Raw genomic sequence first — 15,169 nt, forward strand, 5'->3', positions numbered from 1 at the left:
CGGTAGGCCAGGCTCACGCCCTCCGCCCGCAGCCCCGCCTCAGGCCCGGCCACGTTCCCTCCACAGCAGGTACAGGAAGAAGGGCCCGCCCAGCAGGGTCGTGACCATCCCCACCGGGAGCTCGGCCGGGGCGATGAGCAGCCGCGCCAGCAGGTCGGCGTAGACCATCAGCACCGCCCCGCCCAGCGCCGAGGCCGGCAGGAGGTAGCGGTAGTCCCCGCCCGCCAGGCGGCGCAGGATGTGCGGCGCCACCAGCCCCACGAAGCCGATGATCCCCGCCTGGGCCACCGCCGCCGCCGTGAGCAGCGTGACCACGGCGATCAGGAACAGCTTGAGCCGGCCCAGCGGCAGCCCCAGGCTGCGCGCGGTCTCCTCGCCCAGGCTCAGCGCGTTGAGCGTGCGCCCGAAGGCCCACACCAGCGGCAGCGCCAGCAGCAGGTAGAAGCCCACGCTGCGCACCCCCGCCCAGCCCAGGAAGGCCAAATTGCCCAGGGTGTAGGCGAACACCGCCCGCACCCGGTCGGCGTCCATGAGCATGAGGTAGCTGGTCAGGCTCACCAGCACGCTCCCCACCACCACCCCGGCCAGGATCAGGTCGTGGGTGCGGCTGGCCCCGCCCGACAGCAGCAGCGTCACGGCCACCGCCAGCAAGGCCCCCAGGAAGCCGAACAGCGTGGCCGAGACCGGCAGCGCCTCGAACACCGCCCCCTGGGCGAAGGCCCCGCTCAGCCCGCCCGCCAGGCTCACCGCCAGCGTGACCCCGAAGGCCGCGCCCGCCGCCGAGCCCATCAGGTAGGGGTCGGCCAGGGGGTTGCGGAACAGGCCCTGGAAGGCCGCGCCCGACAGGCCCAGCGCGGCCCCCACCAGCATGGCCCCCAGCACCCGCGGCAGCCGCAGCTCGGTGACGATGGGGTTGGCCTCGAGGCCCGCCAGCGCCCGCAGCACCTCGGCCGGGCTCACCGGGACCGCGCCGAAGCCGACCCCCAGCACCAGCCCCAGCGCCAGCAGGCCCAGCATCGCGGCCGTCACCCCCAGGCGCAGGGGCAGGCGGCCGGAGGGGAGCGCGGGGGCTCTCACCACGGCCCTCTCACCTCAGCTCGGGGTGCAGGCAGGCCACCAGCAGCTTGAGCCCCTGGGCCACCCGCGGGCCCGGGCGCGAGAGCAGGTTGTCGCCGTCGCCGGTGAAGGAGCAGAAGCGGCCCGCCTGCACCGCGCGGATCCCCGCCCAGCCCGGCCGCTTCTTGAGGTCGGCCAGCCCGGGGTGGGTGAGGATGATCACCTGGGGGTTCTTCTGCACGACCAGCTCGGGGCTGACCTGGGGGAACAGGCCCAGCTCCTTGGGCAGGATGTTCACGCCGCGGGCCTTGGCGATGAGCACGCCGATGAAGGAGTCGGGGCCCACGCTGTAGGGGGTGGGGTCGATCTCGTAGTAGACGGTGGGCCGGTTCTTGGCCTTCGCCGCCAGGCTCTCGACCTCGAAGACCTCTTTCTGCACCCGCGCCACCAGCCGCTCGCCCTGCCCCTCCAGGCCCAGCACCCGGCCCAGCAGCCGGATGGTGCGGAAGATGTCGTCGTAGCTCTCGGTCTTGATCGCGAAGGTCTTGACCCCCGCCTTCTCGAGCCCCTCGTGCAGCTTGCCGTAGACCGAGACGAACACCAGATCCGGCTTGAGGGCGACGATGGCCTCGAGGTTGGGGTTGTACAGCCCGCCCACCCGGGGCAGCCGGGTCACCTGGGCGGGGTAGTCGGAGTAGTCGTCCACCCCCACCAGCCGGCCGCAGGCGTCCATGGCGCACACCGTCTCGCTGATCGAGGGCAGCATCGCCACCACGCGCTTGGGGGCGGCCTGGACCGTCACCTCGCGCCCCAGGTCGTCCTTGAGGGTGCGCGGGAACTGGGCAAAGGCCAGGGAAAACAGCAGGCTCAGCACGAACAACCACACACGCTTCATCTATGCCTCCTGAGCCGCCCACGGGCGCTCGGCCTTCACGCGGAGGTTGGGGCATAGAAAACGCCCCTGCGGGAGCAGGGGCATCCGAAAAGCGGTGGTTCCCCGAATACTCCCCCTTCTTGCGAGAGGTGCCTCCTTAATCGGGTCGGGAGGCTCCTTGGCAGGTATTCGGACTCGAGGCGGTGACCGGAGGTCGGTCCCAATGCACCCTCACCGTTGCGCGACAGTACCGGACTGGCCCCGATGGGCTTCACCGGTTTCCCCACTTTAAGCTGCGGCTACGCGCCACAGCACCAAGGACGGGCCGAGCTGTGTCACCCTAGCGGGCTCAGGGTCACACTACACCCGCCCCGGTCAGTTGGCAAGGGCGGGGGCATCCTTGACAAGCCGGGCCTTGGCTCCTAAACTGTCCTTTGCCCTTGCCGGGATGGTGGAACTGGTAGACACACTATCTTGAGGGGGTAGCGAGCGCAAGCTCATGCGGGTTCAAGTCCCGCTCCCGGCACCAGACGTAGGGGCGATGCGCGCATCGCCCCTACCCTTTTGGAGGTGTAAAACCGCATGTTTGGCCGGATGCCCCAACCCAGCGCGAATTCCCTGCGTGCGCTCACGCGGGCGGCGGGTTGTCGCGTCGGCTGAAAGCCGCTTTTCGACCGGCCCGCTCGAGCAGCGGGCTGTTTTATTTTTCCCAATGCTTCTTTACACTCGACCTATGCGCTGTGCCGAGTGCGGGCAAAAGGTGCGTGGCATTAACTTCCGACACCTCAAGTCGAGTTCATCAAGACCTTTATAAAAGCGAGGCGCACACCGATGCGGATTGAAAACGGGATCGTCGTCTTCGGAAACCCCGACAGGGAAACCATAGACCAGATCCGCCAGGTTTACGAAAGGGCTGAGCGGGCGGTGCTATGCGCCGACTCACACGTGGGCTACATCATGCCCATTGGAGGAGTAGCGGCCTACCGCGACAAGGTCTCGGTAGCCGGGGTTGGCTTCGATATCGCTTGCGGCTGCGCCGCCATCCGCACCGACTTGAAGCTCGGACAGATCGCGCCCCACCTCGAGGCCCTCGCCGACGAGATCGCCGGCACCATCTCCTTCGGCGTCGGGCGCTCCAACAAGTCGGACGACGCCCCCGTGAACGACCCCCTCTTCGAGGACGCGGCCTGGGAGGCCGTCCCCGGCAAGGGCGAGCGCGAGGCCCTGCGCGAGAAGGCCCGCGCCCAGCTCGGCACCGTGGGCTCGGGCAACCACTACGTGGACGTGTTCGCCGATGAACAGGACCGCGTCTGGGTGGGCGTGCACTTCGGCTCGAGGGGACTCGGCCACACCGTCGCCTCGGGCTTCATGGCCCTCTCCCAGAACCGCCCGTGGGGCTCGAAGGGCGCCGAGGTGGAGGCGCTCTTGGACCTCAACTCCGAACTCGGCCAGGCCTACTGGGCCCTCATGAACCTGGCCGGGCGCTACGCCTACGTGGGCCGGGAGTGGGTGGCCCGCAAGGTGGTGCAGATTTTGGGCGGGCGGGAGCTCGAGCTCGTTCACAACCACCACAACTTCGCCTGGAAGGAGACCCACGGCGGCGAGGAGTACGTGGTCGTCCGCAAGGGCGCGACCCCCGCCTTCCCCGGCCAGAAAGGCTTCGTGGGCGGCAGCATGGGCGACGACGCGGTGATCCTGCAGGGCACCCCCGACCCCGGCCCCCAAACCCGCGCCCTGCAAGAAGCCGCGCTCTTCTCCACCGTCCACGGCGCGGGCCGGGTGATGAGCCGCCGCCAGGCCCTCGGCAAGGTGGACCGCAAGACCGGGAAGATCCTCCAGCCGGGGCAGGTCACCCAGGGGGCGATGAAGAAGTGGCTCAAGCAGAAGGGCGTGACCCTGCGCGGGGGCGGCCTCGACGAGAGCCCCCACGTGTACCGCCGCCTGCCGGAGGTGCTCGAGGCCCAGGGCAAGACCGTCGAGGTGCTGCACACCCTGCGCCCTTTGATCGTGGTGATGGCCGGGGCCAACGAGTTCGACCCGTACAAGGACTAAGTTCGCAGGGGGGCACTCATGCCAGCTCATGCCGTCGGTGATTTACGCTCCAGCATTGACCATCTTTACGAGGTGTTCGCGGGTTATCCCTTCCGGCTCACCATGCCCTGCTGCATCCCTCACTGCTTCAGCTTCGAGGATATCCTGAAGCTCGACGCCAAGCCCCTTCGTGAGCTCTCCGCCGAGAATCTGTCCTCCTTTGCCGCCGATCTGCTTTCCACATGCGGCGAAGTTGAAGATTTCAAGCACTTTCTGCCCCGGATTTTCGAATTGACCAGCGAAGGTGCCTTCACGTGGCCTTATCCAGAAATTGCCTTGGGTAAGCTACGGTACGCACAGTGGCAGAGCTGGCCTCATGCTGAACAGGCTGCTATCCGACGCTTCCTGCTGGACTGGTGGAAGGTCAGCCTGCTCACCCCGCCTGGCCTGAACCCAGCCCTCGATCCGAGCACCGTGCTCTCTCGCTGTTGCGAGCGCGGACGAGGACTTGTGGGGCTATTTGGAAACATGGCTACAGATGCCTGCGCTGGAGGCCGCTACTCATCTTGCCCAATTCGTGCTGGAGCATTCGATGCAGATCCACCTCGGACGCTCGTTCAACCCCTTCCTCAGCAGTAGGCAGATTCCCCTGCTCAAAAGCTGGCTGACGGACAGACGCACGGTGGCGTACCTGGAGGAGGCCTTCTTCCGCTATTCCGACGCGCCGGAGGCTGAGAAGATCTCGTTGGCTGTGCGGGTCCTAGAGGGCTGAACCTGGTACGAGACGACCTGACGCGCGGCGCGGGTCGGGGCTCAGCCCGGGGCCGGGCGGGTGCCCTTCCCTGCGCTTTGCAGCGACTTCAGCAGCACCATCCGGCCCAGCAGCTCTACCCTGGGGAGCGGGACCGGGGGCTCCAGCGAGGCCGCGACCCGGGCGATCTCGAGGTTGAGCGACTCGATCTCGGTGGGTCTGCCGCCGCGGATGTCCTGTAGCGTCGAGATGAGCTGCCCGTCGGACCCCCGGCTGATCCGCAGGATCTGCGCCATCACCTCGGCCTCGCTCAGGCCCAGGCCGAGCCGGTCGGTCACCGCCAGGCACTCCCGCACCACCTCGAGCGCCAGGCCGGCCGCCGCCTCCGAGCGCACGAATATGCCGTTGTCCACCTCGAGCAGCGGGCAGACGGAGTTGAAGACCGAGTTGATGAGGGCCTTCTTCCAGACCTCGCGCTGGATGTCGGCCTCGGCGTGGAAGGGGAATTGCGCGGTGCTCAGCGCTTCGACGCAGGCTTGCAGGCCCGGCCGGGTTCCGCTGACGACGCCGATGGGCGAGGAGGCGATGGGGCGAAAGCGGAACTCGTGCTCGGAGACGGCCTGGCCGGTGGCGTAGACGACGCAGCGGAAGACGGCGGGGAAGCCGGCCTCGAGGAAGGGTTTCTCCACGCCGACCCCGTTCTGCAGGATCACGACGGGGCCTTTCGCCGCCTTGCCGGCCAGCTCACGGGCGATCGCGGGGTTGGCGTGGGCCTTGGCGGCGACCACCATCGTCCCCTCGAGGCCCCCCAGCCCCGACAGCGAGACCGTCTCTACCTCGGCGCTCACGCGCTCGGCGCCGTCGTCCACGCTCACGGTGACGGTGCCCCTCGGCACGTGCGGGCTGCGGGTGCGAACGGCGACCACCGGCCTTCCGGCCCTGGCGAGGTAGGCCGCCAGCGGGAAGCCGATGGCTCCGGAGCCCAGGACGTAGACCGGCTTTGAGTTCATATGACCCCCTCGGACAAGCGCTACGGACTACCCGATGACCATACCAGACCCGGCTCGCGGGCTCGAGCTTTTACGTCCTTAAAAATCGTCTGCCGCGAAGAAATCCGCGATTGCCCGCCGGAATTCCTCCGGAGCTTCCATGTACGCGAAGTGGCCGCAACCCCTCAGGACGGTGAGCCGGGCGCCGGGGATGGCTTCGGCGACGTGTGCGGCGCATTCCAGGGGGATGAAGTCGTGCTCCCCGTGGACGAGCAGGGTGGGGACGCGGAGGTGCTGGAGCCGGGGGAGCAGGTCGTACGTGGCGGAAAGCCAGGTGTCCTCCATCAGCCGCTCCTCGATGGCCCTCGCCTTCAGGACGCCTTCTCGGGTGAAGCTCGAGCGCAGGCTCTGGACGAGCCTTTCCAGGTGTTCAGGCTGCCGCAGGGTGGCCCGGAAATGGCTGCGGTAGTACTCGGCGACCGCGTCGGGGTCGCCCTGCTGGTACCGGGGGTCGGCGGGGCGGGAGCCGAGCTTTTCCAGGTCAGCGGCGGTCCGCCTGCCGGGCAGTTCCCGCCGGAAGAGGAGGTAGTCGCCGTGCGAGGCGGGGGCGGTGTTGAGCAGGATCAGGTGCGAGAGGCGCTGGGGGTGGCGAAGGGCGTACTCCATCGCCAGAAGAGCGCCCCAGGAGTGGCCCAGGAGCGCGGCGGACTCCAGCCGGAAGTGGGCCCGCAGGCTCTCCAGGTCCGCTACGTCCGAGCGGAGCGACACGTCCTCGGGCCGCACGCCGTCCGCCGACCTCCCGCGACCCCGCTGGTCGTAGTAGATGAGGCGGCACGAGCGGGCCAGGCGGTCCATGTCGGGGAGCAGGTAGGTGTGGTCGAAGTCCGGCCCGCCGTGCAGGACCACGACGGGCCGCCCCTGCCCGACGTCGCGGTAGAACAGGCGGGCGTTCTCGAGCGGGACGAAGCCCTCGAGCGGGCCCGATGGGGCAGGCCAGGGGGGAAGACTCATAGGGTAAACCACCCCACGGCTAAAGCCGGGGGCTTCCGGGGACAGACTCATGCCTAGCACTTGTCGCTTCCCCCAGGTATGGCCGGTTTACAGCGGCCCAGCGGGTTTGACCCCGCTGCGAAATAGGTTGCGTCGCAGGCAAAAAGCCGTTGCTCCCAAGGGAGTGCCCTATAGCCTCAGCAACCATGAGGGCAGTTTACATCATCACGGCTTGTCGGGCATCCAGCGCTCTTCGAGCGCCACCCCCTTCCTCCCCATGCCTGAAGGCAGGGGCTTCCGGGGGTGGTCTCGGTGAGCCCTACTCGAAAAACTCCAGCTTCTCCGGCGGCGGCCCGGGGAACTTGGCGTAGGCGGGCGCGTCCGGGCGGGCGTACACCAGTTCCCGCACCGCCCGCACCCCCTGGTCTATGGCCGAGTGGGCGTAGGCATAGGCCCCCGAGTCGGAGTTGGCGATGGCGACGCGGCCCCACTTCCTGCGGGCGGTTTCGATGGGCAGGGGGCCATCGGGCCAGAAGGCGTCCCAGGGGCGCATGTACTCGTAGGCGTAGCCGTGGGCCCAGCGGTTGACGGTGATGGCGGCGATGTCGCGGGCAGGGTCGAAGCCCCCGCCCGAGAGGGCGCGGCCCAGCAGGTCGCGGACGGTGCGCTCGAGGTCGCGGAAGCTCAGGGCTTGCAGCCTGCGGCGGCCCTCGAGGGCCTGTTCCCGGCTGGGCTTGCCCGGCGAGGTCATCACCTTGCCCAGGTGCAGCAGCACGGGTTCGTCGGGGCGCTGGGCGAAGCGGTATGCGCCCATGCTCACCGGGAAGTCAATGCCCACGTCGTTGGCGAAGAAGGTGCCCGGCGCGCTGAAGTTGCCGATCTTGAGCCGGTCGAAGGCCCTCCAGTTGCGGACCGCCACGTTGGTGTATAGGAGCGGAACCTTGACCTGGTCCTCGAGGGCCTCGCGCTGTTCAGCCGGAAGCTCGTCGGTGAGGTAGGGGATCACCCTGTGCCAGCAGGCCAGGACCACGTGCCCGGCCCGCACGCTTTGCAGGCCAGCTTTGCTGGCGTAGGCGACCTCGACTTCCCCCGCGGTGGCGGGGTCGCCCAGGTGCCGCACCCGCACCACCGTCGCGCCCAGGCGCAGCCGCACCGGGGTGTTGGGCACGTCGAGCTGGGCGTAGTCCACCCGCTGGGTGACCAGGTCTTCCATGCTGCGCCCCTTGAGCGCCCTGGGGATCAGGCGGCGCACCAGGGCACGGGCGATCCCCGCGTTGCCGTCGGGAAAATGGTAGATGTAATCGTCGGGGTCGGTGCGGGCCAGCCGCCCGCTGGGGCTCATGGTCTTGTAGATCTTCTCGCCCAGGTCCATGCCGTCGAAGCCGGGGTTGTAGTTGGCCCAGGCGTCGAGGCAGGTGGTGGCGTCAATGCCCACCCCGAAGTAGGGCTCGGTGCTGCTCTGGAAAACCGTCACCAGTTGAGGGTCGGCCTTGACGGTCTGGAGCAAGAACTCCTTGTAGGTGATGCGCGAGAGCCGCTCGAACTTCTCGGCGCGGCTGAGCCCCTCGAGGTAGTCGGGCGGGTCGTCGATCAGGCGGATCAGGTCCTGCTTGGCCCTGGCGTTGAGCGGGGTCTTAGGCACCCAGTCGGCGGCTTTCTCCTCCACCCGCACCAGCTTGTTGCTGCCGAAGACCTCCCTGGCGAAGAACATCCCCTCGCCCAGGCCACGTTTGTCGAACCACTCCCCGTCGTAGTAGCCCTCGAACCTCTGCGGCTCGATGCCGACGTCGAAGAGCAGCTTGTTGACGGCGGGGCTGAAGTAGGAGGGGGTCTGCATGGACTGCGAGCCGCCATAGCCGATGAGGGTACGGCCCCCCACCCTGAACTCGTTGCGCTTGGCGTGGCCGCCGAAGTCGTCGAGGGGGTCCAGCAGCAGCACCTTGGAGCCGGGCGAGAGCTGGCGGTAGTGGAAAGCCGCGGCCAGGCCGCTGATCCCGGCCCCCACCACCACCAGGTCGTAGCGCTCTTTGGTGGGGCGAACCGAGCCGGGCTCGAGCCGGAAGGTCCCGTCGCGCACCGCGTGCATCACCGCCTGCACGCCCTCGTACTGTCCGCGCAAACCGGTGAGGGTGGCGGGGTCGGGCGCCCCCTGCGCCAGGGCGCTGGTGGCCATGCCCCCGGCGGCTGCCGCCCCCACGCTTAGGGCAACCCCGTTGAGGAAGTCCCGCCGCGAAATCTTGCGGTCCATACCCAGCTCTTTGTCTTCCTTGGAATATGGCATACCCACCCTCCAACCCCGACGCCGTGCAGGGAGCCCCCAAGCCGACTTGAACGAACTACCCGCTCATCCTAGCGCACCGGCCCGGGGGCTGGCGACGGCTCAACACCCCCCAGGGTCCGGCTGCTCCGCTGGGGGAGGCAGTAGGGCAGCCACTTGCCGGTGTCGAGGCTGGGGCCCCGGAAGGGCTCGCAGAACTCGAGCGTGTAGCCGGGCTTGCCCAGGGGGCTGGCCGGGAAGTCCGGGCCGCTGCGGCTGGGTCAGGGCTCAGGCGGAAGGTTGATAGCCGCCGCCATCCTAAACAGCCCGCCGGCTTTCGTCCGCGTCGGGGCTGCCGTAAGCTAACCGCGTGCTGCTCGCCGACCTCGAGTCCACCCGCCGCTTCGCGCGACGTCTGGCCCAAGCGCTGCCCGAAGGGGCCCTGGTGCTGCTCACCGGCCCGATGGGCGCGGGCAAGACCACGCTGGTGAAGTTCCTGGCCGAGGCGCTGGGCTTCGGGGGCGAGGTGACCAGCCCCACCTACACCCTCATCCACGAGTACCCCACCCCCCGAGGCCCCATCGTCCACATCGACGCCTACCGCCTGGCCGACCAGGAAGAACTCTTCAGCCTGGGCCTCGAGGACTACCTCCCCGAAGCCCGCTGCGTGCTGGTGGAGTGGGGAAATCCCGAGGTTTTCCCGAACAGCCTCGAGGTGCGCCTGACCCCTCAGGGCGACGCCCGGACCGTAGAGCTGCTCCCTCACGGCGACGCCCCCGCCATCCCTGGCCTTTAGGCCCTCAGCCTTCAGCCGTCAGCTCGTCGAGGGTCCAGGGTCTAAGGCATTTTGCGTAGGCCGTACGACGTACGACCGGTATCTAGCGTCTTGCGTCTTACGTCTTGCGTCTTGCGTTCGGCGTTCGGCGTTTGGCGTACGACGTACGACCCGCACCCGACGTACGACCGCACAGGAGCGGGAGGCGGTCCAGGCATTGTGCCCCAACGCCCTCTGGACTTCACTATTCTCGCCCGGAAACCGCTACCTTCGTAGGGTAATGCGCCCGTTGCTGCTCAGCCTGTGCCTGTGGCTGTCCTCGTGCTTGCTGCTCGAGGACTCCTCCACCGGCGCCCCGCAGGCCCCCGCGCCCGCCGTTCCCGAAGCCCAGGAGGAGCCCCAGCCCCCGCTGTGGGAGCCCTTCGCGGGCTATGCCCGCATGTACAGCCTTCCGCCCGACGAGGAGATCCTGATGCCGGTGCGCGGGGTGCGGGTGCGCCAGGTCGCCGACACCTTCGGGGCGCCGCGCTCGGGCGGGCGCCAGCACGAGGGGCAGGACATCTTCGCGCCCCGGGGCACCCCGGTCTACTCGGCCACCGAGGGCGTGGTGGTGCGGATGGGCTACGGGCAGCTCGGGGGCAACTACGTCTACGTGCTGGGGCCGGGCGGGCGGCGCTACTACTACGCCCACCTCCACGCCTACGCCAAGGGCCTCGAGGAGGGCGACGAGGTCACGACCAGCACGGTGCTGGGCTACGTGGGCAACACCGGCAACGCCCGCACCACCCCGCCCCACCTGCACTTCGGCGTCTACGGGAGCTGGTGGAGCGGCGACGAGCGGGTGATCAACCCGCTGGTGCTGCTGCGCGACCGCGACTGGAAGACGCTGGGCAAGGCGGGGGGCGCCAAGCCCGCTACGAGGCCCTCGAGCGCCCCAGCAGCCCGGCCAGCGCGGTGATGCACAGCGCCAGCACCGCCACCACGGCGAAGGAAAAGCGCAGCGAGCTGAGCTGGGCGATCCAGCCGATGAGGGGCGGGCCGGCCAGGAAGCCCAGGTAGCCCAGCGTCGCCACCGAGGCCAGCGCCACGCCGGGGTGCACCCCCTCCACCCGGCCCGCCGCGCTGAACACCAGCGGGAACAGCGTGCAGTAGCCCAGCCCCACCAGCACGAAGCCCAGCAGCACCGGGAGGGGGCCCTGGGCCAACAGCGCCCCGCCCAGCCCCGCCGCCGCCAGCAGGCCGCCCACCCGGGCCAGCCGCACCGGGCCCACGCGGTGGGTGAGCCAATCCCCGCTGAGGCGGCCCAGCACCATCGCCAGGGAGAAGGCCCCGTAGCCCCAGGCGGCCAGGGCTTCGCTGCTCCCGATGACCTCGCGCAGGTAGACCGCGCTCCAGTCGGCCATGGCCCCCTCCCCCAACCCGGTGCAGAAGATGATCACCCCCAGCCCCAGCAGCACCGCGTTGCGGGGGATGGCGAAGCCGGGGGCGCCCGCCTCGAGCGTCACCGCCAGCAAGTGGCGCATGGCCCACAGCAAGAGCAGGCTCGAGCCCAGCGCGCTCAGCAGGAAGAAGGCCAGCGGCCCCATCCCCATGCCCGCTGCCCAGCCGCCCAGGACGGCCCCCACCAGCCCCCCCAGGCTGAAGAAGGCGTGGAAGTTGGACATGATGGGCCGCTTGTAGGCCTTCTCCACCTCCACCGCCTGCGCGTTCATCGAGATGTCCATGGCCGCGCTGGCGAAGCCGAAGGCCAGCAGCACGAGCCACAGCCACAAGGCGCTGGGCGCGAGGCCCAGCAGGGGCAGGATCAGGCTGAAGGCGAAGGAGGCCCACACCACCACGCTGCGGCTGCCCACCCGGGCGATGGTCCAGCCCGTCACGGGCATCGCCAGCACCAGCCCGATGGGCATCCCGGTGAGCGCCAGGCCCAGCGCGCCCGCGCTCAGCTCGAGGGCCTCCTTGATCGCCGGGATGCGGGCCACCCACGCGGCCGTGACCAGACCGCACACGAAGAACACCGCCGTGACCGCCAGGCGGGTCGTGGGGAGGGAGCGGGTCGCCACGGCTCAGCCTCGAGTCAGGCGCCCGATGAGGGCACGGTGCTGGGGGTATAGCCGGCTCAGGGCCTCGCGCTCGGCCAGCTCGAAGTCGGCGAAGTCGAAGGCGGGGGCCACCGTGCAGCCCACCAGGGCGTAACCCCCCGGGGCCTCCACCGTCGCGCCGAACCAGCAGCCCGCCGGGACCACCCCCTGGAAGGCCTGGCCCTGCGCGGGGTCGGGGCCCAGGCTCAGGGTGCGGTAGGTCCCCCCGGGCTCGATGAGGTGCACCGTCAGGCCGTCGCCCGTGTAGAAGTGCCACGTCTCGTCGGAGCTCAGCCGGTGCAGGGCCGAGAAGTTGTCGTGCTCGAGCAGGAAATAGATCCCCGTCGCCACCGGGCGGCCGTCGGGCAGGGTGTGGGCGGCGCGGTAGGTCTCGGTGTAGTAGCCCCCTTCGGGATGGGGCTGGAGCCCGAGGTGTTTAATCCAGTACTCGGCGGGAGGTCGCACCCCGCGATTGTAGTCGATGATCGGTAGCCGGTGGCTAAGCGCCGGGGACGCGGGGACGGGGCGCGGGTCGTACGTCCTGCGTCGTACGCCTTACGCCTTGGCCCCGGGCCCTGGACCTTCGACCCTCGACAGGCCACGAGCTGAGGGCTCAGGGCTGGAGGCTTAAAAGCCCGCCGCTCTTGCTCCGTGACGAGCTCTACCCCAGCCGGATCTCCTGCCGCACCGTCCCTGCGCGCTGGGCGACGGCCTCGAGCCTGACCGTGCTGCCGGCGGGGGCCGCGACCGCCCACTCCAGCTTCTTCTCCTGGTCGCCGAAGGGCAGGGCGCCGAAGAGCTCGATCTTGTTGGAGCGGCCCTCGAGGTGCCCGATCTCCTGCACCGCCTCGCCCGCGACCAGCCGCGCGCCCTCGCCCAGGTGAAGCTTGACGCGGATGGGCTCGACCGCCCTCTTCTCCAGGGCCTTGGCGCTGGTGTAGGTGGGCAGGAAGCCGGTGTTCTCCAGCACCGCGATCAGCCGCCAGACGCCCTCGCCCACCGGCTCGACCCTGGCGAGCTTGAGCTCGAGGCGGGGGCTGACTTCGGCGTGGAGCAGGGTGAAGAGGGCGTTCTTGTGGGCGATGTCGGGCAGGAACTTGGCCGGGGCGTTGCCCCAGAAGCGCTTGTAGTCCCAGCCCCCGATCTCGACGGGCCCGAGCTGGGGGTGCTCGAAGGGGGTCCAGGTCTTGAAGCCCTCGAGGCCGTGCTCGTCGTTGAACTGCAAGAGCTTGAGGTCGTCCTCCTCGGGGTGAGAGCGGAACCAGCCGATGAAGTCGCGCTTGAGCACGCCGTTGGGCTGCTTCTCCCCGATGCCCGCCAGGCTGATCACGTCCCACAGCTCGGTGGAGAAGCCGAAGATGCCCAAGTCCTCGTAGAGCCAGTCGAAGAAGCCGCCGCGCAGGGTGGTCTTGGGGTCGTAGCGGAAGCCGTGGAAGACCGAGGTGTGGGGGTAGCCGGTGAGCTCGGTGCCCTTCTCGCCCAAGCGCTTGAAGACGGTGAGGTCGTGGGTGGGCAGGGCGTCGTCGGGCTTGCCGGAGTAGGGGCGCAGGATCACGCCGGAGTAGGTGTGGTAAGCCTGCATCCCGTTGATGTTCTTGTGCCGGGCGAAGAACTGGGCCAGGGCGTGGGTCTCGGGCTCGGAGAGCGGGAAGGGCCCGGCGCCGCGCTGCTGGCTCTCGGGGCCCCAGTCGGCGGGGAAGCTGCGGTTGAGGTCGAGGCCGTGGCGGGGCGGGGCGGGCTTGACCGTATAGCCGTCCCAGCCGCGGATCAGGCCCTCGGGGTAGAGGTGGTAGTAGGTGCCCCCCTCCTCCCCCACCTCGCGGGGCCGCATGAGGCGGGGGTCTTTCTCGGAGACCTTCCAGGCCCCCTTGGGGTCTTTGACGCGCATCTGCAGGATGCGCCCGTCGCCGTCCACGTCCTCGGGGTAGAGGCCTTCGCGCTCGTCCTCGAAGGGGTAGGGGCGCAGCGAGGAGCGCACCTGGTGGGGGGTGGTGAGGTACTGCTCGACCCCGTCGGGCGATACGCGGGGGCAGATATAGAAGGCCGAGCGCTCGAGCAGCCGGGTGACCTGGGGGTCGGAGCCGTAGCGGGTGGTGAGGTAGTGGATGGTGTACTGCGCGGTGGCCCCGCCGGTGACCTCGCCGGCGTGGATGTTGGCGTCGATCCAGTAGGCGGGCTTGTCGAGGTCGCCCCCGCTGGCGAAGTGGGTGAGGGTCATCACCCAGATGTCGCGGCCCTGGTAGCTCTTGCCGATGGACTCCAGCCGCGCTAAGTGGGGGTACTCCGCGGCCACGGCCTGCAAGTAGGCGGTGAGCTCGTCGTAGAGGTAAAAACGGGATAGGTCGAGTTCGGGCATGGCGGCTCCTTTTTCGCTGTCTCGGTCAGTATACGGGGCCCGCCCCCTCCCGATAGGATTGAGGCATGGTTACCAGCAGCGACCAGGGTTCCATCCGAGTCCTCACCCTCTCCGACCCCGAGCGGCGCAACCCCCTCTCCCCCGCCATGGTTTCCGGCCTGCTCGAGGCGCTGGACCAGGCCGAGCAGGACGGCGGCGTGCGGGCCGTGGTGCTCACCGGCGCGGGGCAGGCCTTCAGCGCGGGGGCCGACCTCGAGTTCCTCAAGAACGTCACCCAGATGGGCGCCGAGGCCAACCTGGCCCACTCCCGCGAGCTGATGCGCCTCTTCCACCGCCTCTACACCTTCCCCAAGCCCACCGTGGCCGCCGTCAACGGCCCCGCCGTGGCCGGGGGCGCGGGGCTGGCGACCGCCTGCGACGTGGTGGTGATGAGCGAGGGGGCCCGCATCGGCTACACCGAGGTCAAGATCGGCTTCGTGGCCGCGCTGGTGGGCGTGATCCTCATCCGTTCGGTGGGCGAGAAGCACGCCCGCGAGCTGCTGCTCACCGGAAAGCTGGTGAGCGCCCAGGAGGCCTTCCGCATGGGCCTGGTCAACAAGCTGGCGCCTGCGGAGGGGGTGCTCGAGGAGGCCCTGGCCTTCGCCCGCGAGATCACCGCCAACGCCCCCGCCTCGGTCTCGCTGACCAAGGAACTGCTCAACGCCCTGCCGGGGATGGGCCTGGAGGACGGCCTGCGCCTGGCCTCCATCGCCAACGCCTGGGTGCGCGAGACCGGCGACCTGGCCGAGGGCATCGCGGCGTTCTTCGAGAAGCGGGCGCCGCGGTTCGGGTGAGGGTAGCGCCGATGGCGATGGCCGAACGCCCAACGCCGATAGCCCATAGCCGATAGCCGATAGCTAAACGCCAAACGCAAAACGAAGACGCAAAACGCAAAACGTCTTGTCACCCCCCTTAACAAGGGGGGCAGGGGGGGATAAACCCTACCCGCGCGCGGGGAGGGTTTATCCCCCCC

Annotated in this window: 14 protein-coding genes, 1 tRNA gene and 1 riboswitch; of the genes, 6 read left to right on the forward strand and 9 right to left on the reverse strand. The window is 69.3% G+C overall.

What is annotated here, in order from left to right; all coding sequences use genetic code 11:
- Positions 1 to 39 precede the first annotated feature (39 nt).
- Both Mterra_RS11750 and Mterra_RS11755 read right to left on the reverse strand, forming a co-directional pair.
- A complete protein-coding gene (locus tag Mterra_RS11750; protein WP_119315377.1) occupies positions 40 to 1,017 on the reverse strand; it encodes a FecCD family ABC transporter permease in 978 nt (325 codons plus the stop codon).
- A 70-nt stretch (positions 1,018 to 1,087) separates the two neighbouring features.
- The gene (locus Mterra_RS11755) at positions 1,088 to 1,951 is read right to left on the reverse strand and encodes an ABC transporter substrate-binding protein (protein WP_119315365.1); all 864 of its coding nucleotides are present in this window, start codon (positions 1,949 to 1,951) and stop codon (positions 1,088 to 1,090) included.
- 142 nt (positions 1,952 to 2,093) lie between these two features.
- Positions 2,094 to 2,264, reverse strand: a riboswitch (cobalamin riboswitch).
- A gap of 108 nt (positions 2,265 to 2,372) precedes the next feature.
- Between Mterra_RS11755 and Mterra_RS11760 the strand changes: the two genes are divergently transcribed.
- Positions 2,373 to 2,459 (forward strand) — tRNA-Leu (locus tag Mterra_RS11760).
- Between the two features lie 302 nt (positions 2,460 to 2,761).
- The gene (locus Mterra_RS11765) at positions 2,762 to 3,982 is read left to right on the forward strand and encodes an RtcB family protein (RefSeq protein ID WP_119315366.1); all 1,221 of its coding nucleotides are present in this window, start codon (positions 2,762 to 2,764) and stop codon (positions 3,980 to 3,982) included.
- A 42-nt stretch (positions 3,983 to 4,024) separates the two neighbouring features.
- Here Mterra_RS11765 and Mterra_RS21950 read toward each other — a convergent pair whose 3' ends face one another.
- Entirely contained in the window at positions 4,025 to 4,231 is a 207-nt protein-coding gene (locus Mterra_RS21950; RefSeq protein ID WP_147372735.1) for a hypothetical protein, read from the reverse strand.
- A gap of 268 nt (positions 4,232 to 4,499) precedes the next feature.
- Here Mterra_RS21950 and Mterra_RS11770 point away from each other — a divergent pair, with 268 nt between their 5' ends.
- A complete protein-coding gene (locus tag Mterra_RS11770; protein WP_119315367.1) occupies positions 4,500 to 4,733 on the forward strand; it encodes a hypothetical protein in 234 nt (77 codons plus the stop codon).
- 41 nt (positions 4,734 to 4,774) lie between these two features.
- On the opposite strand, the gene Mterra_RS11775 is transcribed toward Mterra_RS11770, so the two are convergent.
- The 3 genes from Mterra_RS11775 to Mterra_RS11785 all read right to left on the reverse strand — a co-directional run bounded on the left by Mterra_RS11775 (position 4,775) and on the right by Mterra_RS11785 (position 8,939).
- Positions 4,775 to 5,722, reverse strand: coding sequence for a ketopantoate reductase family protein (locus Mterra_RS11775; RefSeq protein ID WP_119315368.1), 948 nt, complete (start codon positions 5,720 to 5,722; stop codon positions 4,775 to 4,777).
- 78 nt (positions 5,723 to 5,800) lie between these two features.
- On the reverse strand, positions 5,801 to 6,712 hold the full coding sequence (locus Mterra_RS11780; protein ID WP_170159644.1) for an alpha/beta fold hydrolase: 912 nt from the start codon (positions 6,710 to 6,712) through the stop codon (positions 5,801 to 5,803).
- A 298-nt stretch (positions 6,713 to 7,010) separates the two neighbouring features.
- A complete protein-coding gene (locus Mterra_RS11785) occupies positions 7,011 to 8,939 on the reverse strand; it encodes an NAD(P)-binding protein (protein WP_245971612.1) in 1,929 nt (642 codons plus the stop codon).
- A gap of 379 nt (positions 8,940 to 9,318) precedes the next feature.
- Here Mterra_RS11785 and tsaE point away from each other — a divergent pair, with 379 nt between their 5' ends.
- Both tsaE and Mterra_RS11795 read left to right on the forward strand, forming a co-directional pair.
- The gene (tsaE, locus tag Mterra_RS11790) at positions 9,319 to 9,744 is read left to right on the forward strand and encodes a tRNA (adenosine(37)-N6)-threonylcarbamoyltransferase complex ATPase subunit type 1 TsaE (RefSeq protein ID WP_119315371.1); all 426 of its coding nucleotides are present in this window, start codon (positions 9,319 to 9,321) and stop codon (positions 9,742 to 9,744) included.
- Positions 9,745 to 10,003: 259 nt separating this feature from the next.
- Complete coding sequence (locus Mterra_RS11795; protein ID WP_119315372.1) at positions 10,004 to 10,681, forward strand: M23 family metallopeptidase; 678 nt, start codon at positions 10,004 to 10,006, stop codon at positions 10,679 to 10,681.
- Here the strand turns inward: Mterra_RS11795 and Mterra_RS11800 are convergent.
- From Mterra_RS11800 to Mterra_RS11810, 3 genes are all read right to left on the reverse strand, one after another.
- Complete coding sequence (locus Mterra_RS11800) at positions 10,638 to 11,783, reverse strand: MFS transporter (RefSeq protein WP_119315373.1); 1,146 nt, start codon at positions 11,781 to 11,783, stop codon at positions 10,638 to 10,640. The two genes, Mterra_RS11795 and Mterra_RS11800, sit on opposite strands and share 44 nt — an antisense overlap.
- A gap of 3 nt (positions 11,784 to 11,786) precedes the next feature.
- Positions 11,787 to 12,266, reverse strand: coding sequence for a cupin domain-containing protein (locus tag Mterra_RS11805; RefSeq protein WP_119315374.1), 480 nt, complete (start codon positions 12,264 to 12,266; stop codon positions 11,787 to 11,789).
- 196 nt (positions 12,267 to 12,462) lie between these two features.
- On the reverse strand, positions 12,463 to 14,157 hold the full coding sequence (locus Mterra_RS11810) for a M14 family metallopeptidase (RefSeq protein WP_119315375.1): 1,695 nt from the start codon (positions 14,155 to 14,157) through the stop codon (positions 12,463 to 12,465).
- Positions 14,158 to 14,222: 65 nt separating this feature from the next.
- On the opposite strand from Mterra_RS11810, the gene Mterra_RS11815 reads away from it, so the two are divergent.
- Positions 14,223 to 14,990, forward strand: a complete 768-nt coding sequence (locus tag Mterra_RS11815; RefSeq protein ID WP_119315376.1) for an enoyl-CoA hydratase/isomerase family protein — start codon at positions 14,223 to 14,225, stop codon at positions 14,988 to 14,990.
- Positions 14,991 to 15,169: the final 179 nt, after the last annotated feature.

This window comes from Calidithermus terrae (genome assembly GCF_003574345.1).
In the GTDB taxonomy this organism is placed as follows: domain Bacteria; phylum Deinococcota; class Deinococci; order Deinococcales; family Thermaceae; genus Calidithermus; species Calidithermus chliarophilus.

Excerpts from the sequence above, each read along its gene's own strand:
- Mterra_RS11755 (WP_119315365.1), bottom strand. The coding sequence starts at position 1,951 with ATGAAGCGTGTGTGGTTGTTCGTGCTGAGCCTGCTGTTTTCCCTGGCC.
- Mterra_RS11810 (WP_119315375.1), bottom strand. The coding sequence starts at position 14,157 with ATGCCCGAACTCGACCTATCCCGTTTTTACCTCTACGACGAGCTCACC.
- Mterra_RS11775 (WP_119315368.1), bottom strand. The coding sequence starts at position 5,722 with ATGAACTCAAAGCCGGTCTACGTCCTGGGCTCCGGAGCCATCGGCTTC.
- Mterra_RS11815 (WP_119315376.1), top strand. The coding sequence starts at position 14,223 with ATGGTTACCAGCAGCGACCAGGGTTCCATCCGAGTCCTCACCCTCTCC.
- Mterra_RS11780 (WP_170159644.1), bottom strand. The coding sequence starts at position 6,712 with ATGAGTCTTCCCCCCTGGCCTGCCCCATCGGGCCCGCTCGAGGGCTTC.
- Mterra_RS11785 (WP_245971612.1), bottom strand. The coding sequence starts at position 8,939 with ATGGACCGCAAGATTTCGCGGCGGGACTTCCTCAACGGGGTTGCCCTA.
- Mterra_RS11750 (WP_119315377.1), bottom strand. The coding sequence starts at position 1,017 with ATGCTGGGCCTGCTGGCGCTGGGGCTGGTGCTGGGGGTCGGCTTCGGC.
- Mterra_RS11795 (WP_119315372.1), top strand. The coding sequence starts at position 10,004 with ATGCGCCCGTTGCTGCTCAGCCTGTGCCTGTGGCTGTCCTCGTGCTTG.
- Mterra_RS11765 (WP_119315366.1), top strand. The coding sequence starts at position 2,762 with ATGCGGATTGAAAACGGGATCGTCGTCTTCGGAAACCCCGACAGGGAA.
- Mterra_RS11770 (WP_119315367.1), top strand. The coding sequence starts at position 4,500 with ATGCCTGCGCTGGAGGCCGCTACTCATCTTGCCCAATTCGTGCTGGAG.